Annotated in this window: 25 protein-coding genes; 5 read left to right on the top strand and 20 right to left on the bottom strand. The window is 71.3% G+C overall.

What is annotated here, in order from left to right:
* Positions 1 to 11 precede the first annotated feature (11 nt).
* Positions 12 to 668: a tRNA (adenosine(37)-N6)-threonylcarbamoyltransferase complex dimerization subunit type 1 TsaB gene (gene tsaB / locus JK361_RS13800; protein ID WP_201816869.1), complete on the bottom strand. Its 657-nt coding sequence runs from the start codon at positions 666 to 668 to the stop codon at positions 12 to 14.
* Between the two features lie 113 nt (positions 669 to 781).
* Between tsaB and JK361_RS13795 the strand changes: the two genes are divergently transcribed.
* The gene (locus JK361_RS13795; protein WP_201816865.1) at positions 782 to 1,339 is read left to right on the top strand and encodes a hypothetical protein; all 558 of its coding nucleotides are present in this window, start codon (positions 782 to 784) and stop codon (positions 1,337 to 1,339) included.
* A 99-nt stretch (positions 1,340 to 1,438) separates the two neighbouring features.
* On the opposite strand, the gene JK361_RS13790 is transcribed toward JK361_RS13795, so the two are convergent.
* The 6 genes from JK361_RS13790 to JK361_RS13765 all read right to left on the bottom strand — a co-directional run bounded on the left by JK361_RS13790 (position 1,439) and on the right by JK361_RS13765 (position 7,217).
* The gene (locus tag JK361_RS13790) at positions 1,439 to 1,606 is read right to left on the bottom strand and encodes a hypothetical protein (RefSeq protein WP_201816864.1); all 168 of its coding nucleotides are present in this window, start codon (positions 1,604 to 1,606) and stop codon (positions 1,439 to 1,441) included.
* Between the two features lie 123 nt (positions 1,607 to 1,729).
* Positions 1,730 to 2,248: a tRNA (adenosine(37)-N6)-threonylcarbamoyltransferase complex ATPase subunit type 1 TsaE gene (gene tsaE / locus JK361_RS13785; protein ID WP_201816862.1), complete on the bottom strand. Its 519-nt coding sequence runs from the start codon at positions 2,246 to 2,248 to the stop codon at positions 1,730 to 1,732.
* Positions 2,208 to 3,476, bottom strand: coding sequence for an alpha/beta fold hydrolase (locus tag JK361_RS13780; RefSeq protein WP_201816856.1), 1,269 nt, complete (start codon positions 3,474 to 3,476; stop codon positions 2,208 to 2,210). The genes tsaE and JK361_RS13780 overlap by 41 nt, the downstream gene beginning before the upstream one ends.
* A gap of 139 nt (positions 3,477 to 3,615) precedes the next feature.
* A complete protein-coding gene (alr, locus tag JK361_RS13775; RefSeq protein ID WP_201816854.1) occupies positions 3,616 to 4,776 on the bottom strand; it encodes an alanine racemase in 1,161 nt (386 codons plus the stop codon).
* Between the two features lie 459 nt (positions 4,777 to 5,235).
* Positions 5,236 to 6,669, bottom strand: coding sequence for an NAD(P)H-hydrate dehydratase (locus JK361_RS13770; RefSeq protein ID WP_201816847.1), 1,434 nt, complete (start codon positions 6,667 to 6,669; stop codon positions 5,236 to 5,238).
* A 176-nt stretch (positions 6,670 to 6,845) separates the two neighbouring features.
* Complete coding sequence (locus JK361_RS13765) at positions 6,846 to 7,217, bottom strand: holo-ACP synthase (protein WP_184964765.1); 372 nt, start codon at positions 7,215 to 7,217, stop codon at positions 6,846 to 6,848.
* A gap of 64 nt (positions 7,218 to 7,281) precedes the next feature.
* Between JK361_RS13765 and JK361_RS13760 the strand changes: the two genes are divergently transcribed.
* Positions 7,282 to 8,064 carry an SDR family NAD(P)-dependent oxidoreductase gene (locus tag JK361_RS13760; protein ID WP_201816845.1) on the top strand — a complete coding sequence of 261 codons (783 nt, stop codon included), beginning with the start codon at positions 7,282 to 7,284 and terminating at the stop codon, positions 8,062 to 8,064.
* 108 nt (positions 8,065 to 8,172) lie between these two features.
* On the top strand, positions 8,173 to 8,523 hold the full coding sequence (locus JK361_RS13755) for a hypothetical protein (RefSeq protein WP_201816843.1): 351 nt from the start codon (positions 8,173 to 8,175) through the stop codon (positions 8,521 to 8,523).
* Between the two features lie 97 nt (positions 8,524 to 8,620).
* Here JK361_RS13755 and glmS read toward each other — a convergent pair whose 3' ends face one another.
* A complete protein-coding gene (glmS, locus tag JK361_RS13750; protein WP_201816840.1) occupies positions 8,621 to 10,468 on the bottom strand; it encodes a glutamine--fructose-6-phosphate transaminase (isomerizing) in 1,848 nt (615 codons plus the stop codon).
* Positions 10,469 to 10,582: 114 nt separating this feature from the next.
* Positions 10,583 to 11,368 (bottom strand): hypothetical protein, encoded by a 786-nt coding sequence (locus JK361_RS13745; RefSeq protein WP_201816832.1) that lies wholly within the window; start codon positions 11,366 to 11,368, stop codon positions 10,583 to 10,585.
* A gap of 222 nt (positions 11,369 to 11,590) precedes the next feature.
* On the opposite strand from JK361_RS13745, the gene coaA reads away from it, so the two are divergent.
* Positions 11,591 to 12,559, top strand: coding sequence for a type I pantothenate kinase (gene coaA / locus JK361_RS13740; protein ID WP_201817595.1), 969 nt, complete (start codon positions 11,591 to 11,593; stop codon positions 12,557 to 12,559).
* A 78-nt stretch (positions 12,560 to 12,637) separates the two neighbouring features.
* Here coaA and glmM read toward each other — a convergent pair whose 3' ends face one another.
* The 3 genes from glmM to rplM form a co-directional block, all read right to left on the bottom strand.
* A complete protein-coding gene (gene glmM, locus JK361_RS13735; RefSeq protein ID WP_201816830.1) occupies positions 12,638 to 13,996 on the bottom strand; it encodes a phosphoglucosamine mutase in 1,359 nt (452 codons plus the stop codon).
* Positions 13,997 to 14,215: 219 nt separating this feature from the next.
* On the bottom strand, positions 14,216 to 14,728 hold the full coding sequence (gene rpsI, locus JK361_RS13730) for a 30S ribosomal protein S9 (protein ID WP_004927169.1): 513 nt from the start codon (positions 14,726 to 14,728) through the stop codon (positions 14,216 to 14,218).
* 42 nt (positions 14,729 to 14,770) lie between these two features.
* A complete protein-coding gene (gene rplM, locus JK361_RS13725) occupies positions 14,771 to 15,214 on the bottom strand; it encodes a 50S ribosomal protein L13 (protein WP_014674395.1) in 444 nt (147 codons plus the stop codon).
* A 298-nt stretch (positions 15,215 to 15,512) separates the two neighbouring features.
* Between rplM and JK361_RS13720 the strand changes: the two genes are divergently transcribed.
* Positions 15,513 to 16,388, top strand: a complete 876-nt coding sequence (locus JK361_RS13720; RefSeq protein ID WP_201816827.1) for a hypothetical protein — start codon at positions 15,513 to 15,515, stop codon at positions 16,386 to 16,388.
* A gap of 100 nt (positions 16,389 to 16,488) precedes the next feature.
* Here JK361_RS13720 and truA read toward each other — a convergent pair whose 3' ends face one another.
* The 8 genes from truA to map all read right to left on the bottom strand — a co-directional run bounded on the left by truA (position 16,489) and on the right by map (position 21,829).
* On the bottom strand, positions 16,489 to 17,352 hold the full coding sequence (truA, locus tag JK361_RS13715; RefSeq protein ID WP_201816824.1) for a tRNA pseudouridine(38-40) synthase TruA: 864 nt from the start codon (positions 17,350 to 17,352) through the stop codon (positions 16,489 to 16,491).
* Between the two features lie 138 nt (positions 17,353 to 17,490).
* The gene (rplQ, locus tag JK361_RS13710; RefSeq protein ID WP_201816821.1) at positions 17,491 to 17,991 is read right to left on the bottom strand and encodes a 50S ribosomal protein L17; all 501 of its coding nucleotides are present in this window, start codon (positions 17,989 to 17,991) and stop codon (positions 17,491 to 17,493) included.
* Between the two features lie 195 nt (positions 17,992 to 18,186).
* Entirely contained in the window at positions 18,187 to 19,209 is a 1,023-nt protein-coding gene (locus JK361_RS13705) for a DNA-directed RNA polymerase subunit alpha (protein ID WP_003966937.1), read from the bottom strand.
* Between the two features lie 182 nt (positions 19,210 to 19,391).
* Entirely contained in the window at positions 19,392 to 19,796 is a 405-nt protein-coding gene (rpsK, locus tag JK361_RS13700; protein ID WP_003956432.1) for a 30S ribosomal protein S11, read from the bottom strand.
* Positions 19,797 to 19,861: 65 nt separating this feature from the next.
* Complete coding sequence (rpsM, locus tag JK361_RS13695) at positions 19,862 to 20,242, bottom strand: 30S ribosomal protein S13 (RefSeq protein WP_030811707.1); 381 nt, start codon at positions 20,240 to 20,242, stop codon at positions 19,862 to 19,864.
* Positions 20,243 to 20,434: 192 nt separating this feature from the next.
* Positions 20,435 to 20,548 (bottom strand): 50S ribosomal protein L36, encoded by a 114-nt coding sequence (gene rpmJ / locus JK361_RS13690; protein ID WP_003998809.1) that lies wholly within the window; start codon positions 20,546 to 20,548, stop codon positions 20,435 to 20,437.
* A gap of 60 nt (positions 20,549 to 20,608) precedes the next feature.
* Positions 20,609 to 20,830, bottom strand: a complete 222-nt coding sequence (infA, locus tag JK361_RS13685; RefSeq protein ID WP_003948620.1) for a translation initiation factor IF-1 — start codon at positions 20,828 to 20,830, stop codon at positions 20,609 to 20,611.
* 162 nt (positions 20,831 to 20,992) lie between these two features.
* A complete protein-coding gene (map, locus tag JK361_RS13680; RefSeq protein WP_201817592.1) occupies positions 20,993 to 21,829 on the bottom strand; it encodes a type I methionyl aminopeptidase in 837 nt (278 codons plus the stop codon).
* Positions 21,830 to 21,848: the final 19 nt, after the last annotated feature.

The raw sequence follows: 21,848 nt of genomic DNA, 5'->3' as shown, positions 1-21,848 counted from the left end.
TGCCGGTGCCGTCACTTGGGGGTGACCACCTTGTAGTTCTTGGGGACCTGGGCGTCCGGCCGGCGAAGATACAGCGGCCGGGGCGCCGGGAGTTCCTCGCCCGCGGCCAGTTTCCCGGCGGCGAGCGAGGCGAGGGCCGCGGCGGACACGTACTCGGGCTCGTGGGCGCTCGGGAACGTGTCCGGGTAGAGCAGCGCGCCCGCGCCGACCGCCGGGAGGCCCGCGACCTGCTCGGCGATGTCGGCCGGGCGGTCGACGGCCGGGTCGGTCAGCCGGGTCCGGGAGTCGGCGTACTTCGCCCAGTAGACCTCCTTGCGCCGGGCGTCGGTCGCCACGACGAAGGGGCCCTTCTCGATGTCGGCGGCGTAGGCGAGGCCGTCCAGGGTGCACACGCCGTGCACCGGGACGCCGAGCGCGAGCCCGAAGGTGTCTGCGGTCATCAGGCCGACGCGCAGACCGGTGTAGGGGCCGGGCCCGGTGCCGACGACGATGTCGGTGACGGCCTCCAGCTTCAGCCCGGCCTCGGCGAGGACCCGGTCGACGGCCGGCAGCAGCAGCTCCCCGTGCCGGCGCGCGTCCACCTGGCTGGATGAGGCGATGACGTCCGTGCCGTCGTGCAGCGCGACGGTGACGGCGGGTGTGGCGGTATCCAGAGCGAGCAAGAGCACGCGAACAGCCTACGGCGCCCGCGGCTCGCGCACGGCCGACCTGGACGGAGGGTCACCGGCTGCTACGGTCTGTACCAAGTACGACATATGGCGCGAAACAGAGGTGGGCGCAGGTGGCAGGGACCAGCTCGGGGATCGTGGCCGGCCTCGCCGCGGCGGCTCTGGGAACGGTCGGATTCCTTGCCCTCCAGGCCCAGGCGACCGTCCCGGCCAGCCTGCGCGGCGATCCGGCGGCGAGCGCGTCCGCGGCGGCCGCGCGGAAGGCGCCCCGGGACCGGCACAACCCGACGGCCCTGCCGGCCAACTCCGGAACGGGTGAACGCGTCGTGTACTCGGTGGACGACGACCGGGTCTGGCTGGTCGCCCCGGGGGACCGGGTGCGGCACACCTACGAGGTGCGGCCGGGCACCGTCGACCCGCCGCCGGGCATCTACTGGGTGACGTCCCGCTCGAACATGGCCACCGGCACCGACGGTCTCCCCGTCGAGCACGTCGTGCGCTTCACCAGCGTGAACGAGGTGGTGATCGGGTTCAGCGCGGTGGTGAACAGCGGGTCGGGAACGATGGCCGACCCGAGCGTGAAGACCGGCGGCATCCGCGAGAGCCGCACGGACGGCGACGCGATGTGGCAGTTCGCGACGATCGGCGTACCGGTGGTCGTGATCCGCTGAGCGTCCGCGCTCAGGCCGACTGCGGACGGTTGGTGATCCGCTGAGCGTCCGCACGCAGGCCGCCTGCGGACGGTTCGTGATGCGCGGGCCGGCCGGTGTTCAGGCCGCCTGCGGGCGGTTCTCCACCGGTTCGCCGGCGGCCGGCTCCGGGGCCCGCGGTGGCCGGGAGACCGCGTCCGCCGCCGCGCACGACGCCAGCAGGTCGCGCATGGTCACCACGGCGGGCACGGCGGGCCGGGGGCGCTCGGGGGGTCGTACTGCGGTCATGGACGCCTCCTGAAGTGCGGGGGCGGGCGTGGTTAGGCACACCTAACCACGGGCTGGCTACCATGTGACCACGCCCGGGACGTCCTGCGCAATATGTTGCCGACGGCTTGTCGGTACGCGGTCTCAGCCGGTCAGCGTCTCCAGGCCGGCCTCGGCCCAGCGCTCCCCCAGCCCGGTCACGGTCACGTGCCGCACCTCGTCCGTGGTGTCGCCGACGGCGCGGTGGATGACCACCTGGAGCCGGTCGTCGGCCAGCTCCTCGACCTTGCCCTCGCCCCACTCCACGACGATCACCGAGTCGGGCAGCGAGACGTCGAGATCCAGGTCCTCCATCTCGTCCAGGCCGCCGGCGAGCCGGTAGGCGTCGACGTGGACGAGGGGCGGGCCGCCGCCGAGGGACGGGTGCACCCGGGCGATCACGAAGGTCGGCGAGGTGACCGCGCCGCGCACCCCGAGACCTTCGCCGAGCCCGCGGGTGAGGGTGGTCTTGCCCGCGCCGAGTTCCCCGCTGAGCATCACCAGGTCGCCCGCGCTCAGCAGTTTGGCCAGTCGGCGGCCCAGCTCCCGCATCTGCTCGGGCGAGGTGATCGTCAGCCGGATCTCAGCGGCCTCGTGCGCTGCTGGTGCTGCTGGTCGTTCCATAGCCACTTACGGTAGCCCCTGCGGGCACCGCACCCGCGCGGGTGAGCAGGTCGGCGAGGCGGTCGGTGACCACTTCGGGGTGCTCCAGCATCACCAGGTGCCCGGCGTCCGGCACGAGCACCAGCTCGGCGTCGGGCAGCAGGTCGGCGATGACCTCGCTGTGTTCGCTGGGCGTGACCAGGTCCCGCACGCCGGCCAGCACCAGCACCGGCATGTCCTGGAAGCAGCCGAGCGCCTCGGTCTTGTCGTGGTCGGTGAAGGCCGGGTAGAACTCGGCGACCACGTCGATCGGCGTGGACTCGATCATCCGCTCCGCGAACCGTTCCACCGCCGGGTCGACGTCCCGCCCCGCGAACGAGTACCGCTTGATGACGCCGGCGAACAGGTCGGCGGTGGCCCGGCGCCCCTTCTCCACCAGCTCGGCCTGCTGCCCGAGCGCCTTCAGCACACCGGGGAGGATCCGGCGTACCGCGTTGACGCCGGCCAGCGGAAGCCCGAAGTTGACCTCGCCGAGCCGCCCTGACGACGTCCCGACGAGGGCGGTGGCGACGACCCGGTCCCGGATCAGCTCGGGGTACAGGGCGGCGAGGGCCATCACCGTCATCCCGCCCATCGAGTGGCCGACCAGCACCACCGGTCCGTCCGGTGCGGCGGCGTCGAGCACGGCCTTCAGATCGCGGCCGAGCTGGTCGATCGTGACGGGCGCCCGGTCCCGGGTCTGGGCCACGCCCCGCCCGGACCGCCCGTGGCTGCGCTGGTCCCAGTGGACGGTGCGCACGACCCCGCGCAGGGCCGCCCGCTGGAAGTGCCAGGAGTCCTGGCTGAGGCAGTAGCCGTGGCAGAAGACGATCGTGACCGGGGCGGGCGCCTTGCGGCCGAAGAGCCGGCGCCGGCGCGGTGAGACGTTCGGCCCCGGGTCCGGCTCGGCCTCGTCGACCTCGTAGTACAGCTCGGTGCCGTCGTCGGCGTACGCCTTGCCGGGGGTGCCGCGCAGCGTGCCGTACGGTCCCGCCGAGTCCAGGGCCAGCCGCGCCTTGCGGCGCATACCGCGGCCGACGGTCATGCGCTCGATGGCGACGCCGGCCGCCGCGCCCGCCGCGAGCACGCCTATCGCGGCACCGGCGATGCCGGTCGCCTTGCGCCAGCTCCCGGCCGCAGCCCCCGCGGCGGAGGCGACGGCCGCCGCGGCGACGACGTCCGCCACGGCCTCCGCGCTGCTCTCGCTCACGTACCGCTCCTCTTCGCCGTACTGCAGTTCGCCTGATGAAACGGATGGTGCCGCATGGTGCCGCTGTGCTGTTGCGTGACCTGTGTCACGGATGTTCCGAGTTGCCGCTGCGGAACGGGTTACCCGGCTTCCTGCCCGTTCACATGGACCCGTTCACATAGACGCGCGGAACGCGCGTTCCGATGCGCGTGACGATCTCGTACGCGATCGTGCCGCAGGCCTGGGCCCAGTCCTCGGCCGTGGGCTCCCCCCGGTCGCCCGGTCCGAACAGCACCGCCTCGGTGCCCACCGGGGGCTCGTCGCCGCCCAGGTCCACCACGAACTGGTCCATGGCGACCCGCCCGGCGACCGTCCGCCACTTGCCGTCGACCAGCACCGGACCGGTGCCCGAGGCGTGCCGCGGGATGCCGTCCGCGTAGCCGACCGGCACCAGGCCGAGGGTGGTCCCGCCGGGGGTGACGTAGTGGTGGCCGTAACTGACGCCGTGTCCGCCGGGGACGTGCTTGACGAGGGCCAGCGAGGCGCTGAGCGTCATCACCGGGCGCAGGCCGAAGTCCGCGGGGGTGCCGATCTCCGGGCTGGGCGAGACGCCGTACATGGCGATGCCCGGGCGGACCAGGTCGAAGTGGGTGTCGGGCAGGGTGAGGGTGGCCGGCGAGTTGGCGATGTGCCGCACCTCGGGCCGTACGCCCTGTTCCTCGGCGTACGCCGTCATCTCCCGGAACCGGTCGAGCTGGGCGGTGATGGACGGGTGCCCCGGCTCGTCGGCACACGCGAAGTGCGACCACAGCCCGGTGACCCGGACCAGCCCCTCGGCCTCCGCGCGCAGGGCGGCGCCGACCAGCTCGGCCCAGTCCGCCGGCTGGCAGCCGTTGCGGCCGAGCCCGGTGTCGGCCTTGAGCTGCACGCGCGCGACCAGGCCGGCCTCCCGGGCCGCGGCGGTGACCTCGCGCAGGGCCCACATCCCGCTCAGCGACACGTCGATGCCGGCCTCGATCGCCTGCCGCCAGGGGCCGCCCGGCACCCACAGCCAGCACAGGACCGGGCCGGTCAGCCCGGCCGCGCGCAGGGCGAGGGCCTCCTCGGGGGTGGCCGTGCCGAGCCAGCTCGCGCCGGCCTCGAGGGCGGCGCGGGCACACGGCACCGCGCCGTGGCCGTACGCGTCGGACTTGACGACGGCCATCACGGCGGCGCCCTTCGCCCGGGCGCGCAGGACCCGCACATTGGCGCGCAGGGCGCCGAGATCGATCTCGGCGCGGGCGCGCAGGGCGGTGGTCGGCACAGCTGCTGTCTCACTCATGGCGCCCCCAGTCTCTCAGAGGCCGCCGACGGCCCCCCGGCGCCGCCCCCCGTGAACCCCAGGGTGCCCGGACACCGGCCCCGTACGTACACCTCGTTCCCCTTCTGCGCCCCGCCCCACCATGTCCGCGCCGCGGGACTTGTCGCCGTCGGCCGGCCGCGGGTGCGTCGTGACTTGTCGCGCAGTTCCCCGCGCCCCTGCGGGAGCGCCCCGCCGCCGTACCGGGTTCCGGTGACCCGGTGCGCCGCGGGACTTGCGCCGTCGGCCGGCCGTGGGTGCGTCGTGGCTTGCCGCGCAGTTCCCCGCGCCCCTGCGGGAGCGCCCCGCCGCCGTGCCGGGTTCCGGCCACCCGGTGCGCCGCGGGACTTGCGCCGTCGGCCGGCCGTGGGTGCGTCGTGACTTGCCGCGCAGTTCCCCGCGCCCCTGCGGGGCGCTCGGGTCGCGGGGGGTGCCGGGGTTTCAGGATCGTGCGTCTCGCCATGCCTGCGGGATGCGTGATGCGACGTCATGCGCCCCCATCGGCGCGCCTTCTGCCGCGAACCGGCCCGCCAGCCCGTGCAGATACGCCGCCGCGCTCCCCGCGTCCACCGCCCCCAGCCCCGCCGCCAGCAAGGACCCGGCAAGCCCCGAGAGCACGTCCCCGCTCCCCGCCGTGGCCAGCCACGGCGTCCCCGTGGCGTTCACCCGCACCGCCTCTCCCCCGGTGCCGGCGACCAGCGTCGTCGACCCCTTCAGCAGCACGGTCGCCCGGTACACCGCCGCCAGCTCCCGCACCGCGGCCAGCCGGGCGGCCTCGACCTCCTCCCGCCGCACCCCCAGCAGCGCGGCGGCCTCCCCCGCGTGCGGCGTCATCAGCGTCGGCGCCGTCCGCCGCCGCACCGCGTCCCGCTCGGCCAGCCGCAGCCCGTCCGCGTCGAGCAGCACCGGCACGTCCGCCTCCAGCACCTCGGCCACGGTCGCCGCGTCGTCCCCGGCCCCCGGCCCGGCCACCCACGCCTGCACCCGTCCGGCCCTGGCGGGTCCGGCGTCGGAGACGAGGGTCTCCGGGAAGCGCGCGAGGACCGCGCCCCCGGCCGGCCCGACGTACCGGACGGCACCGGCCCCGCCACGCAGCGCCCCGGACACGGCCAGCACGGCGGCCCCCGGATACCGCGCCGACCCCGCGGCGATCCCGACGACCCCCCGCCGGTACTTGTCGCTCTCCGCCGCCGGCACCGGCAACAGCCGGGCCACATCGGCGTGCTGCAGGGCCTCCAGCTCGGCGTCGGCGGCCGGCGGTTCCAGCCCGATGTCGACGAGCCGCACCACCCCGGCGTACTCCCGCGCCGGATCCACCAGCAGCCCGGGCTTGTATGCGCCGAAGGTGACGGTCAGGTCGGCCCGCAGCGCGGCACCCCGCACTTCCCCGCTGTCCGCGTCGACCCCGCTGGGCAGGTCCACCGCGACGACGGCGGCGGCGGACCGCGCCACCACGCCGGCGAGCCGCTCGGCGTCCGGCCGCAGCCCGCCCTTGCCGCCGATCCCCACGATGCCGTCCACCACCAGGTCGGCCCGCAGGAGCGGCCCCTCCGCGGCGTCCGCGGCGGTGACCGTGCCGCCCGCCCGCCGCAACGCGCCCAGCCCCGCGCCATGGGTCCGTTCGGGCGCCAGCAGCACGGCCGTCACCCCGGCGCCGCGCCGGGCCAGCCGGGCCCCCGCGTACAGGGCGTCCCCGCCGTTGTCCCCGCTGCCGACGAGCAGCACCACCCGGCTGCCGTACACCCGCCCGAGCAGTTCGGCGCAGGCGGCGGCCAGCCCGGCGGCGGCCCGCTGCATCAGCGCACCCTCCGGCAGCCGCGCCATCAGCGCCCGTTCGGCCGCCCTTACCGTCTCCACGCTGTACGCAGTACGCATGGCACCGAGTCTGCCCCGGAAACCCCACCGCCCACACCCGGACCCTGACCCGTACCCCGGCACCGGCACCGGCACCGGCACCGGCACCGGCACATGCTGGGAAGGGACGGGCCGCCGCGGACCGCGTCGGACTCATGGAACGGGCCATGTGCGGCACTGCGCACATCGTCTGCCGGTCAGCCCTCGGCGACCACCACGGCCGAGGCCACACCCGCGTCATGACTGAGCGACACGTGCCAGGACCGCACGCCCAGCTCCGCGGCCCGCGCGGCCACGGTCCCGCTCACCCGCAGCCGCGGCTGCCCGGTGTCCTCCACGTACACCTCGGCGTCGGTCCAGTGCAGCCCCGGCGGCGCGCCCAGCGCCTTCGCCAGCGCCTCCTTGGCGGCGAACCGGGCGGCCAGCGAGGCGTATCCGCGCCGCTCCCCGCTGGGCGCCAGCAACTCCCGCTCCACGAACAGGCGGTCGGCCAGTCCCGGCGTCCGCTCCAGGGACGCCCGGAACCGGTCGATCTCGGCGACATCGATGCCCACCCCGATGATGCTCATGCCCAGCACCCTACGACCCCGGGGAGCCGGGTTCCGACGACACCACGTCACCTACGCTTCCGGCATGACCTCATCGCGTGCCTATCTCTCGGACCTCTTCTCGCTGGACGGCCGGGTCGCCGTGGTGACCGGGGGGAGTTCCGGCATCGGGCGGGCCGTCGCGGGGGCGCTGGCACGGGCCGGGGCGCAGACCGTGGTCGTGGCGCGGAGGAAGGAGGAGCTCGCCGCCACCGTCGCGGAGTTGACGGCCGACGGGTGCCGGGCGGGCCTGGTCGGCGCGGATCTGAGCACCCGTGAGGGGGTGCGCGCGGCGGCCGAGGAGGCCGCGGCCGTCTTCGGGGAGCCCGACATCCTCGTCAACTCCGCCGGAATCAACCTCAGACCGCCGATGAGCGAGCTGGACGAGGACGTCTGGGACACCACCATGGCGGTGAACCTGGAGGCACCGTTCCTGCTGGGGCAGCGGTTCGGCCCCCGCATGGCCGAGCGGGGCTTCGGGCGGATCATCCACATCACCTCCCAGCAGGCACACCGCGCCTTCGTCCAGAGCGGCGCCTACGGCGTCTCCAAGGGGGCGCTGGAGTCCCTGGCCCGCTCGCAGGCCGAGGCCTGGTCGCCGTACGGCGTCACCTGCAACACCCTGGTGCCGGGCTTCGTGATGACCCCGCTCAACGCGCGGCTGTCCTCCGACCCCGAGCGGGTGGCGGCCCTGGCCGCCCGCACGATGACCGGCCGCAACGGCCTCGCCGATGACTTCGCCGGCGCGGCGGTGTTCCTGGCGAGCCGTGCCTCCGCCTACGTCACGGGCCAGTCGATCCACGTGGACGGCGGCTTCTCCGTCCACTGAGCACAACCCCCGGGCCGGACGGCTTTCCGGCCCCGGTTAGTCTTCCTCGCGACCGGCGGCCGCGCCCCACGGCAGGGCCGCCAACGCACACAACGGGAGGACACAGTCTTGAAGTTGAAGTATCTGGGTACCGCACTCGGCACCGCGGCCCTGATCGGCACGGCTCTCACCGGCACCATCGCCACCGCCGGTACCGCCTCCGCGGCCTCCCTGCCGAGGGACTGCAGCAAGGCGATCGTCAACGTCAAGGCCAAGGAGACCGTCAACGTCCGCACCTCGCCCAAGACGAGCGCAACGGCCGTCGGCATCTGGGGCAAGGGCAAGAAGGGCACCGTCTGCAACGACGGCAAGGCCTACAAGGGCGGCTCCTACAAGGCCTGCGGCAAGAAGAGCAACCTGTGGTACTACGGCGGCGACAAGAAGACCGGCTGGGTCCCGAAGACCTGCATCAACTGGTGACCGGCTGACCGGCTGACCGGTGGCGAGGGGGCGAACGGCACACCGCCGTCCGCCCCTTCTCCTTGTCACCTCGTCCCCCTCGTCCGCCCCGTTCCCCCTATTCCACCGTCACCGACTTCGCCAGGTTCCGGGGCTGGTCCACCTCGTTGCCCCGGGCCGTCGCCAGCTCGCATGCGAAGACCTGGAGCGGCACCGTGGCCACCAGCGGCTGAAGGAGCGTCGGCGTGGCCGGGATCCGGATCAGGTGGTCGGCGTAGGGGACGACCGTCTCGTCGCCCTCCTCCGCGATCACGATCGTGCGCGCGCCCCGCGCCCGGATCTCCTGGATGTTGGACACGATCTTGTCGTGCAGGACGGACCGGCCACGCGGCGACGGCACGACCACCACCACCGGCAGGTCCTCCTCGATCAGCGCGATCGGGCCGTGCTTCAGCTCGCCCGCGGCGAAGCCCTCGGCGTGCATGTACGCCAGTTCCTTCAGCTTCAGCGCGCCCTCCAGGGCCACCGGATATCCCACGTGCCGGCCGAGGAACAGCACCGTGTTCTTCGACGCCAGCGTCCGCGCCAGCGCCCGTACCGGCTCCATGGTCTCCAGGACCCGCTCGACCTCCTCCGAGATCCGGGACAGGTCCTTGATGACCGCCTGGATCTCGTCGCCCCACTTGGTGCCCCGCACCTGGCCCAGGTACAGGGCGACCAGGTAGCAGGCGACCAGCTGGGTCAGGAACGCCTTGGTCGAGGCGACGGCGACCTCGGGACCCGCGTGCGTGTAGAGCACCGCGTCCGACTCGCGGGGGATCGTCGAACCGTTGGTGTTGCAGATCGCCAGCACCTTGGAGCCCTGCTCACGGGCGTGCCGCAGCGCCATCAGGGTGTCCATGGTCTCGCCGGACTGGGAGATGGCGATCACCAGGGAACGGCCGTCCAGGATCGGGTCCCGGTAGCGGAACTCGCTCGCCAGTTCCACCTCGCACGGGATCCGCGTCCAGTGCTCGATGGCGTACTTGGCGATCAGACCGGCGTGGAAGGCCGTACCGCAGGCGACGATGACGACCTTGTCGATCTCGCGCAGCTCCGAGGGGCTGATCCGCACCTCGTCCAGGGTCAGCGAGCCGGACGGGTCGATGCGCCCGAGCAGGGTGTCGGCGACCGCCCTGGGCTGCTCGGCGATCTCCTTGAGCATGAAGTAGTCGTACCCCCCCTTCTCGGCCGCCGAGGCGTCCCAGTCCACGTGGTACGAGTGGACCTCGGCAGGGCTGCCGTCGAAGCCCGTCACCGTGACTCCGTCGCGGCGCAGCTCCACCACCTGGTCCTGGCCCAGCTCGATCGCGGAGCGCGTGTGGGCGATGAACGCGGCGACATCGGAGGCGAGGAACGCCTCGCCCTCGCCGACGCCCACCACCAGCGGCGAGTTGCGGCGGGCGCCGACCACCACGTCCGGCTCGTCGGCGTGCACCGCGACCAGCGTGAACGCGCCCTCCAGCCGGCGGCACACCAGCCGCATCGCCTCGGCGAGGTCCGCGCAGGAGGAGAACTCCTCGGCCAGCAGGTGGGCGACCACCTCGGTGTCCGTCTCGGAGTGCAGCTCGTGCCCCCGCTCGGCCAGTTCCGCGCGCAGCACCGCGAAGTTCTCGATGATGCCGTTGTGGACCACCGCGACACGGCCCGCGTTGTCCAGGTGCGGGTGGGCGTTGCCGTCCGTGGGACCGCCATGGGTGGCCCAGCGCGTGTGGCCGATGCCGGTGGACCCCGTCGGAAGCGGCCGGTCGACCAGTTCCTTCTCCAGGTTGACCAGCTTTCCGGCCTTCTTCGCGGCGGCCAGCCCGCCGTCCGCGAGCACGGCGGCACCCGCCGAGTCGTACCCCCGGTACTCCAGCCGCTTCAGCCCGGCCATCACCACGTCGAGCGCCGACTGTGACCCTACGTATCCCACGATTCCGCACATGGGCGGCAGCCTACGGGCCGGACGCGTTCGAAAACTGCTGCCCGCTGCCCGAAATCGGAAATTCCCACCGGGGTACGCATGCCCCGGTGGGAATTTTCCACGGACGGACGCCGCTCAGCCGAGCTTGGCCAGCTGGGCCTCGACGAGCTCCGTGGGGAAGGGGAAGTCCTTGCCGGTGGCGGCCGAGGCGATGTTCACCGCCGGGACGTAGGCGAGGGTGGCGCCCTTGCGCACCACCACACCCTTCACCGGCGCCTTCACGCCCTCCTCGGCGTCGATCAGCCAGGTCAGGGCGATCGCCTCGTCGGCCCCCTCGGGCGCCGCGGTCGTGGACACCTTGACGATCTTGGTCGTGTCGCCGCCGACGGTGAAGGAGAAACCGCCCGCGCACGCCGACGCGGCGGCCTTCAGCTCGCCGAACGCCTTCGCGGCCTCGTCGCCGTCGTAGGAGGCCAGCGTCAGGACCACCTTGGGCCGGTCGACGACGGAGAGCATCGCCTCCTCCTGGCTCGCACCCGCGGCCGGCTTCTTCGGGTCGCCGGTCCAGCTGCGCTTCACGTCCGCCGCGGGCTTGCCGACGTACGACCCCACCTGGAGGTAGGACAGCGGCGCGCACTCCGGCTTGTCCGTCTCGACCTTGTCCTGCGCGATGTCGTCCACCGCCGGCACCTTGGTGACGACCTTGCCGCTCTTGACGTCCGCCTGGGTCAGCGCGGCCTTCTCCAGCTCGGCGGCCGTCAGCGTCCTGGCGGGCGCGGCCGCGGCGGACGCCGACTTGCCGGCCTGCGCGGTCTTGCCGTCCTCGGTACCGTCACCGGATCCGCCACAGGCGGAGAGGAGGACCGCGAGGGCGGCGGCCGAGGCGGCGAGTCCGGCACGGCGAACGGAAGTGACACTCACGGGAGGAAGTTCTTTCTCTCGGCGCCGCGGAGCTACTCGAACGCCCCGCATCGTTTTACCGGCACTTTACGCACAGCTTCCGCACAGATGATCAGTGGTCCCGCGTCCGGTATCCGACCGTGACTGGCACGTGATCAACGGGCCCGGCCATCGTGACGGACCCCACCCACCGGGCCGTTCAAACTCCGTTAACAATGGACTGTGATCTCACCGGTCTCCTCGATGCCCCGGAGCGCCCACCGGCACAGGCCGGAGGCGACTCCCTACGTCGATCTCACCCGCGCCGAGTGGAGCGCGCTGCGCGACAAGACGCCGCTGCCGCTCACCGCCGAGGAGGTGGAGAAGCTCCGCGGCCTCGGCGACGTCATCGACCTGGACGAGGTGCGGGACATCTACCTCCCGCTCTCCCGGCTCCTCAACCTCTACGTCGGTGCCACGGACGGCCTCAGGGGGGCGCTCAACACCTTCCTCGGCGAAAAGGGCTCCCAGTCCGGCACCCCGTTCGTCATAGGCGTCGCCGGCTCCGTGGCCGTCGGCAAGTCCACGGTGGCCCGTCTCCTCCAGGCCCTGCTCTCCCGCTGGCCGGAGCACCCGCACGTGGAGCTGGTCACGACGGACGGATTCCTGCTGCCCACCCGGGAGTTGGAGGAACGCGGCCTGATGTCGCGGAAGGGGTTCCCCGAGTCCTACGACCGCCGGGCCCTCACCCGTTTCGTCGCCGACATCAAGGCCGGCAAGAACGAGGTGTCGGCGCCCGTCTACTCCCACCTCATCTACGACATCGTGCCGGACGAGAAGCTGACCGTCCGCCGCCCGGACATCCTGATCGTGGAGGGCCTGAACGTCCTCCAGCCCGCCCTGCCCGGCAAGGACGGCCGCACCCGGGTCGGTCTCGCCGACTACTTCGACTTCAGCGTGTACGTCGACGCGAGTGCCGAGGACATCGAGCGCTGGTACCTCAACCGCTTCCAGAAGCTGCGCCAGACGGCCTTCCAGAACCCGAACTCATACTTCCGCAAGTACACCCAGGTGTCCGAGGACGAGGCCCTGGACTACGCGCGCACGCTCTGGCGCACGATCAACAAGCCCAATCTGGTGGAGAACATCGCCCCCACCCGCGGCCGGGCCGGCCTCATCCTGCGCAAGGGCCCGGACCACAAGGTCCAGCGGCTGCGGCTGCGCAAGCTGTAACCCGGCACGCGAGCCGTAGCCCGGCACGCGAAAGGCGCGGGACCGATCCGGTCCCGCGCCCCACGGCTCGCCCCCGGACTAGCCGAGCGCCGACTTCACCACGTCGGCCAGCCGCCCGGCCACCGCGCGGGCCTGCTCGATGTCCGCGGCCTCGACCATCACCCGCACCAGCGGCTCGGTCCCCGACGGACGCAGCAGCACCCGCCCGGTCTCCCCCAGCTCCCGCTCGGCCTCGGCCACCGCGGCGGCGAGATCCGCCGACGTCCTCACCCGCGACTTGTCCACGTCCGGCACGTTGACCAGCACCTGCGGCAGCCGCTCCATGACGGACGCCAGCTCCCGAAGCGTCCGTCCGGTCTCGGCGACCCGCGCCGCCAGCAGCAGCCCGGTCAGCGTGCCGTCACCCGTCGTCGCGTGGTCGAGGATGATCACGTGCCCGGACTGCTCGCCGCCGAGGGCGTAACCGTGCTCCTTCATCTCCTCGAGCACGTACCGGTCACCGACGGCCGTCTGCACCAGCCGGATGCCGGCCTTCTCCATCGCCAGCTTGAAGCCCAGGTTGGACATCACCGTGGCGACGACCGTGTCGGACCGCAGCGCGGACCGCTCCCGCATCGCCAGCGCGAGCACGGAGAGGATCTGGTCGCCGTCGATCTCCTCGCCGGTGTGGTCCACGGCCAGGCAGCGGTCGGCGTCGCCGTCGTGCGCGACACCGAAGTCCGCGCCGTGCTCGACGACCGCGGCCTTCAGCTTGTCGAGGTGGGTCGAGCCGCAGCCGTCGTTGATGTTGAGCCCGTCCGGCTCGGCACCGATCGTGACGACCCGGGCGCCGGCGCGGGTGAACGCCTCCGGCGAGACCCCCGAGGCCGCGCCGTGCGCTTCGTCCAGGACGATCGTCAGCCCGTCGAGCCGGTTGGGCAGCACCGACAGCAGGTGCGCGATGTACTGCTCGGAGCCCTCGTCGTACGTCCGCACGCGGCCCACCCCGGCACCCGTCGGCCGCTCCCACGGCTCGCCGTGCCGGTGCGACTCGTACACCGCCTCGATCTTGTCCTCCAGCTCGTCGGCGAGTTTGTGACCGCCGCGGGCGAAGAACTTGATGCCGTTGTCCGGCATGGCGTTGTGGCTGGCGGAGAGCATCACGCCGAGGTCGGCGCCGAGCGCGCCGGTCAAGTGTGCCACCGCGGGCGTCGGCAGCACACCGACGCACAGGACGTCCACGCCCGCGCTGGCCAGGCCGGCCACGACCGCGGCCTCCAGGAACTCCCCGGACGCGCGCGGGTCCCGTCCGACCACCGCTGTCGCCTTGTGGCCCTCGAAGGTGCCCGCCTCGGCCAGCACGTGCGCCGCGGCCACGGAGAGGCCGAGCGCCATCTCCGCCGTCAGATCCGCATTGGCGACACCGCGCACGCCGTCCGTGCCGAAGAGTCGTCCCACTTGTCCTCCTGAAGAAGCATCGATGCCGGAAGCGGGCTGGCGCCGCGTCGGGTGGCAGGCGCCCCGGCATCCGATCACACAAGCCTCTGAGCGTCTTGTGTCGTTATACGCCCTTGGCTGGGATAAACGAACGCCCCGGAGGCACATGTGGCGTGCCGCCGGGGCGTTCGGAGTACGTCGGGGCCGAAGCCCGCACCACGTACGAGCAGGCAGCGAAGCTTAGCGCTTGCTGTACTGCGGAGCCTTGCGGGCCTTCTTCAGACCGGCCTTCTTGCGCTCGACCGCACGGTCGTCGCGCTTCAGGAAGCCGGCCTTCTTCAGCGGGCCACGGTTGTTGTCGACGTCGGCCTCGTTCAGCGCACGGGCGACACCGAGACGGAGGGCACCGGCCTGACCGGAGACACCGCCACCCGCGATGCGGGCGATGACGTCGTAACGGCCCTCGAGCTCCAGGACCTTGAAGGGCTCGTTGACTTCCTGCTGGTGCACCTTGTTCGGGAAGTAGTCCTCGAGGGTGCGACCGTTGATCTTCCACTTGCCGGTGCCCGGAACGATCCGGACGCGGGCGATGGCGTTCTTGCGGCGGCCCAGGCCGGCGGCCGGCTGCGGCTCGCCGAAGCGGGAGGCCATGGACTCCGAGGTGTACTCGCCCTCGACGGGGACCTCGGACTCGGTGGTGTAGCTGTCGATGTCAAGCTCTTCGAGCGGCTGCTCGGCAGTGGTCTCGGCCACGATTCTCCTCAGATTCTGTTCAGTCTTAGGGGGTGGCCGGACTTACTGCGCGACCTGGGTGATCTCGAACGGCACCGGCTGCTGGGCAGCGTGCGGGTGCTGGTCACCCTTGTAGACCTTCAGCTTCGACAGCATCTGACGGCCAAGGGAGTTCTTGGGGAGCATGCCCTTGACGGCCTTCTCGATGGCCTTCTCGGGGTTCTTGTCGAGCAGCTCGTCGTAGCGGACGGAGCGCAGACCACCCGGGTAGCCGGAGTGGCGGTACGCCATCTTCTGGGTCCGCTTGTTGCCGGACAGGTGCACCTTGTCGGCGTTGATGATGATGACGAAGTCACCAGCGTCGACGTGCGGCGCGTAGATCGGCTTGTGCTTGCCCCGCAGGAGGGTCGCAGCGGTGGTGGCGAGACGGCCCAGGACAACGTCCTGAGCGTCGATGACGTGCCACTGGCGCGTCACATCGCCGGGCTTGGGGCTGTACGTACGCACGGTTCGTAGCCTTCGCTTCGAGTGAATGGTCCTGAACAGGTCACCGAAACGATCACGACAGCCTCGACCGCACCGCGGTGACGCAAACCGCGTGCTGATCGCTGGTCATCGGCCCGGTGGACCGGTGTAAGGGCCCGTCCCGTGAGAATGAGCAAGCCAATACACAACGAAGAAGCAGGTTACCTGTAGGCCCCTGTACGGGTCAAAACGAGGCCCTTCCCCCTCATGTCGGCGGACAAACAAGGCATGCCGCCTGACGCGCCCCTGCACCCTCCGCCCCCCGTCTAAGATGCGCCCCATGAGTTACGGGCAGGGGGGACCCCAGTCTCAGTGGGATCCCTGGAAACCGAATTCCCAGCAGCCGTGGAACAGCGGAGCCGACGACGGCACTCCGGACTGGGCCGCGCTCGCCGAGGCCTCGGAGTCGCGCAACAAGCGCCGCAAGCTGCTGTACATAGCCGGCGGCGCCCTCGCCACGGTCGCGATAGGCACCGCGGTCGCGATGGCCGTCGTCTCCGCGAACGACGGCGATCCGCAGGCCGGGCCCAGCAACCTGCCCGCCAGCGCCTCGCTGCCCGGCTCCGGCACCGCGACGCCGTCCTTCGCGCCCACCAGCGCCCCGCCGCCGCTGGATCCCAAGGACTTCGTGTCCAGCGCCAAGAAGGACACCGCCCCGCTGAGCCCCGACACCCTGTTCCCGGGCAAGCAGCTGACCATGGGCGGCACGGTGTACAAGAAGGGCCCGACGGCCGACACCCGCAGCTGCGCCACCGCCGCCGGCGGCACGCTGCCCAAGGCCCTCACCGCCAACGGCTGCACCCGCCTGATGCGCGCCACCTACACCAAGGGCGACATCGCTGTCACCGTCGGTGTCGCCGTCTTCGACGACGCCGCCAAGGCGACGAAGGCCAAGGCGCAGACCGACGACCGGAGCATCGTGCGCTCCCTGTTCGGCAAGGGCGTCAAGAACTTCTGCGACGGCGCGTTCTGCCGCTCGACGCGGAACGCCTACGGCCGCTACGCCTACTTCACGGTGGCCGGCTTCACCAACGGCAAGGACGTCACCAAGAAGGACACCCAGGTCTTCGGCGTGGGCAACGACCTGGCCCAGTTCACCGTCAACCAGATCTACCGCCGCGGCCAGGCCCAGGCCTCGGCCGCGGCAGGTCAGTAGCGGGGCGGCCGCGGCAGGTCAGTAGCGGGGCGGGCGCGGCCGGTCAGCAGCGGGGCAATAGCGGGACGGGCGCGGCCGGTCAGCAGCGGGGCGGGCGCGGTTAACAGGTCGCGCAGCCCGGTGCCAGGGGAAGCGAGCGCTTGTTCCGCGCCTCCTTGTACCGGGCCGCGAGCAGCTCGTCGGCGGGGTAGCCGACCTCCTCCAGGGTCAGCCCGTGCGGCCGTACCACATGGACGGCGGAGTCCCGCACCCCTGCGGCGAGCACCTTCCCGGGCCACTCCGGGCCCCGGTGCCCGTCCCCGACGAACAGCAGCGCGCCGATCAGCGACCGCACCATGTTGTGGCAGAAGGCGTCGGCGCGGACGGTGGCGGTGATGATCCCGTCGCCGCCCCTGGCCAGGCTCAGCTCCTGGAGTGTGCGGATCGTGGTCGCCCCCTCCCGCTTCTTGCAGTAGGCGGCGAAGTCGTGCTCCCCGACCAGCGCGCGGGCGGCCTCGTTCATGGCGTCCACGTCGAGCGGCCAGTCGTGCCAGAGCACATGGCCGCGCAGCAGCGGGTCCACTCCGCCGGGGTTGTCGGTGACCCGGTACGCGTAGCGCCGCCAGACCGCCGAGAACCGGGCGTTGAAGCCGGCCAGCGCCTCGGTGAGCCGCCACACCCGCACATCCTTCGGCAGCCGCCCGGCGAGCCGCTTGAGCAGCTTCTCCCCGTGCTCCGTCCACAGTTCGACGGGCAGATCGACATGGGCCACCTGCCCACGCGCGTGCACCCCGGCATCGGTCCGGCCGGCCACGGTCAGCTCGTACGTCTCCCGTGACCGCGTCACCGTGCGCAGGGCGTCCTCGATCTCCCCCTGCACGGTCCGCCTCCCGCCGGCCTGCTTGGCCCAGCCGTGGAAGTCGGTGCCGTCGTAGGAGAGGTCGAGGCGGATGCGTACGTAACCGGGTGCTGCTGCTTCACTCACAGGGGGATCCTCTCAGGTGCACGAAAGCGGGCCCGTTCCTGGGAAAGGAACGGGCCCGCAACGCCCTCGGGGGGCGCGGGGAACGCGCGCGACCACGGCTGGGCCGCAGCCGTCTGCGCACGGCCCCCGGCAGAACGCTTACGCGTCCTTCGACTCCTCGGCCGGAGCCTCGGTGGCCTCGGTCTCCTCGACCTTGGTCTCCTCGACCTTGGCCTCGTCGGCCTCCTTGACCGCACGCTTGGTGGCGGCCTCGGCCTCACCCACGGCCTTCTGCTGCACCGTCAGCGCCTCGACCAGCTCGATGACAGCCATGGGCGCGTTGTCGCCACGGCGGTTACCGATCTTGGTGATGCGGGTGTAGCCACCGGGACGGTTCTCGTAGCGCGGGCCGATCTCGGTGAAGAGCGTGTGGACGACGCCCTTGTCCGTGATGACCTGAAGCACCTGACGGCGGTTGTGAAGGTCGCCCTTCTTCGCCTTGGTGATCAGACGCTCGGCGTACGGGCGCAGGCGGCGGGCCTTCGCCTCGGTGGTGGTGATACGGCCGTGCTCGAAGAGGCTCTTCGCGAGGTTCGCGAGGAGGAGCTTCTCGTGCGCGGCGCTGCCGCCCAGACGGGCACCCTTGGTGGGCTTCGGCATGGTTCTTCTCCTGTGTGTCTGCCCCGGCCGTATCAGGTACCGGAGTCAGTATCCGAGCGAGCGGTTGCCCGTCGGAGATCCGGGGCGTCCCCGCAGGGGCGCCCCGGAGGGTCCGCACCCCCGAAGGGGCGCGGGGAACTGCGCGACCAGCCAAGGCGGGCCGGCAGCCGAAAACGGACCGGTAAGCCCGAGTTCTTAGTACTGCTCGGTCTCGACGAAACCGGCGTCCGCGTCGTCGTCCGCACCGAAGGCGTCCGCGGCGGCGGTCGGGTCGAATCCGGGCGGGCTGTCCTTCAGGGCCAGGCCCATGCCGGCCAGCTTCGCCTTGACCTCGTCGATGGACTTCGCACCGAAGTTGCGGATGTCCAGGAGGTCGGCCTCGGAGCGGGCGACGAGCTCACCCACGGAGTGGATGCCCTCGCGCTTGAGGCAGTTGTAGGAGCGGACGGTGAGTTCCAGCTCCTCGATCGGCAGCGCGAGGTCGGCGGCCAGGGCGGCGTCCGTCGGGGACGGGCCCATGTCGATGCCCTCGGCGTCGATGTTCAGCTCGCGGGCGAGACCGAACAGCTCGACCAGCGTCTTACCGGCGGAGGCCATGGCGTCACGGGGACGCATCGCCTGCTTGGTCTCGACGTCGACGATCAGCTTGTCGAAGTCGGTGCGCTGCTCGACACGCGTGGCCTCGACCTTGTAGGTGACCTTGAGAACCGGCGAGTAGATGGAGTCGACCGGGATACGGCCGATCTCCTGGCCCACCTGCTTGTTCTGCACGGCGGAGACGTAACCGCGACCGCGCTCGACGGTCAGCTCCATCTCCAGCTTGCCCTTGCCGTTGAGCGTGGCGAGGACGAGGTCGGGGTTGTGCACCTCGACACCGGCCGGGGGCGCGATGTCGGCGGCGGTGACCAGACCCGGGCCCTGCTTGCGCAGGTACATCACGACCGGCTCGTCGTGCTCCGAGGAGACGACCAGCTGCTTGATGTTGAGGATCAGGTCGGTGACGTCCTCCTTGACGCCCGGCACGGTGGTGAACTCGTGCAGCACGCCGTCGATCCGGATGCTGGTGACAGCGGCACCGGGGATCGAGGAGAGGAGGGTACGGCGGAGGGAGTTGCCGAGGGTGTAACCGAAGCCCGGCTCCAGCGGCTCGATCACGAACCGGGAGCGGAACTCGTCGACGACCTCTTCGGTCAACGAGGGACGCTGAGCGATCAGCATGTGTGGATCAGATCCTTCTTTCGTGGACGCCCGCTATTTGACGCCCGACGGAAACCGCACCCGTGAAAAGTGCGGGTACTGCAAGGGTACGGGCGGCACGGCCCGAAGGAGCCGTACCGCCCGACGCTCTGTGCGGGGAAATCCCCCACACCCCCTGCACTGCTCGGCGAAGCAGCCGTGCGTCAGACGCGGCGGCGCTTCGGCGGGCGGCAGCCGTTGTGCGGGGTCGGGGTGACGTCCTGGATGGAGCCGACCTCGAGGCCCGTGGCCTGCAGGGAGCGGATCGCGGTCTCACGACCGGAGCCCGGGCCCTTGACGAACACGTCGACCTTGCGCATGCCGTGCTCCTGGGCGCGGCGGGCAGCCGACTCGGCGGCCATCTGCGCGGCGAACGGCGTGGACTTCCGGGAGCCCTTGAAGCCGACGTGGCCGGCGGAGGCCCAGGAGATCACGTTGCCGGACGGGTCCGTGATCGACACGATCGTGTTGTTGAACGTGCTCTTGATGTGCGCGTGGCCGTGAGCGACGTTCTTCTTTTCCTTGCGGCGCACCTTCTTGGCAGCGCCCTGACGTCCCTTGGGGGGCATCTACTAACTCCTACGGGAGGTGGTCGGTCCTACAGCGAAGACCGTGAACAGGTGTCCGCTGCGGACTACTTCTTGCCCGGCTTCTTCTTGCCGGCGATGGCGCGACGCGGGCCCTTGCGGGTGCGGGCGTTGGTGCTGGTGCGCTGACCGCGGACGGGCAGACCGCGACGGTGACGGAGACCCTGGTAGCAACCGATCTCGACCTTGCGGCGGATGTCGGCCTGGATCTCGCGACGGAGGTCACCCTCGGTCTTGATGTTGTTGTCGACGTACTCACGAATCGCGACGAGCTGCTCCTCGGAGAGGTCGCGAACGCGGGTGTTCGGGTCGACGCCGGTCGCTGCCAGCGTCTCCTGCGAGAGGGTCCGGCCGATGCCGAACACGTAGGTGAGGGCGACCTCCACGCGCTTTTCGCGCGGGATGTCAACACCGGAAACGCGTGCCATTCAATGGCTCCTGGTGAATCTTCGGAGGTCTTCCACAGAGCCGGCTCCCGGCCGCCGTACTAGGTACGAACCGGGTCCCCGGCCTCCGAACCGGGGGTGTCGAGCTGGTGGGCTCGGGCTCTGCGTATGAACATATTCAGCTCGCGTCGCGCGAAACTCTGCGATAGAGGTGCAGAGGGTGATGGTCGTGCGTCAGCCCTGGCGCTGCTTGTGGCGCGGGTTCTCGCAGATGACCATGACCCGGCCGTGACGGCGGATCACCCTGCACTTGTCGCAGATCTTCTTGACGCTCGGCTTGACCTTCATGGGGTGAGGTTCTCCGGGTCAGTGCCATCGCACCGGGCGGGCCCGGGGCGCGGGCAAGATCTACTTGTACCGGTAGACGATCCGGCCACGCGTCAGGTCGTACGGAGACAGCTCCACCACGACCCGGTCGTCAGGGAGGATGCGGATGTAGTGCATACGCATCTTGCCGCTGATGTGTGCCAGGACCTGGTGGCCGTTCTGGAGCTCGACCTTGAACATGGCGTTCGGCAGAGACTCGACGACAGTGCCCTCGATCTCGATGGCACCTTGCTTCTTGGCCACGCTTCGCCCTTCGAATCGACTACCTTGATCGACTCTCTGGCTTGCCAGAGGAGGCATGTGCGAGCGCATGCGGACATGCGGGTGCACGAGAGCCGACGAGTCAGTCTACGTCGGCGCACCCGGAAAGGCGAATCGGGAAAGTCTGCCCCATCAGGGTGATCCCTAAGCCAGGGGGTCGGGGGCGGCCGTGATGCCGTACTCGGCGAGCTTGGCCTTGCCGCCGTCGGGCGCCGTCAGGACCAGCGGGCCCTGCTCGGTCAGGGCGACCGAGTGCTCCCAGTGGGAGGACCAGGTGCCGTCCGTGGTGATGACGGTCCAGTCGTCTTCCAGGACCTCGGTGCGCGGGGTGCCGAGGGAGACCATCGGCTCGATGGCGAGGCAGAAGCCGGGGACCAGCTTGGGGCCCTTGCCGCGGCGGCGGTCGACGTAGTTCAGCAGGTGCGGGTCCATGTGCATCTCGGTGCCGATGCCGTGGCCGCCGTAGTCCTCGATGATCCCGTACTTGCCGCCGCCCGGCTTCGGCTGGCGGCGGATGTACGTCTCGATCGCCCGGGATACGTCCACCAGGCGGTTGCCCTGCTTCATGGCCGCGATGCCGGCCCACATCGACTCCTCGGTCACCCGGGAGAGCTCGATGAGTTCCGGAGCGTGGCCGGAGCCCACGAAGGCCGTGTAGGCGGCGTCGCCGTGCCAGCCGTCGACGATCGCGCCGCAGTCGATGGAGATGACGTCGCCGTCCTTGAGGACGACGTCGTCGGAGGGGATGCCGTGGACGACGACGTCGTTCACGGACGTGCAGATGGTGGCGGGGAAGCCGCCGTAACCCAGGAAGTTCGACTTCGCACCGTGCTCGGCGAGGACCTTGCGGGCCACCTCGTCCAGGTCCTTGGTGGTCGCGCCGGGGACGGCCGCTTCGCGCGTGGCCGCGTGGATGGCGGCTACGACCAGGCCCGCCGCCCGCATCTTCGCGATCTGCTCGGGGGTCTTGATCTGCACCATGGGTGGCCTGCGCTCTCCG

The sequence above is a fragment of the Streptomyces musisoli genome, assembly GCF_016741855.1.
Taxonomy (GTDB): Bacteria; Actinomycetota; Actinomycetes; order Streptomycetales; family Streptomycetaceae; genus Streptomyces; species Streptomyces musisoli.
The sequence above is the reverse complement of the archived record's forward strand: the minus strand, read 5'-3'. Positions and strand labels throughout refer to the sequence as shown.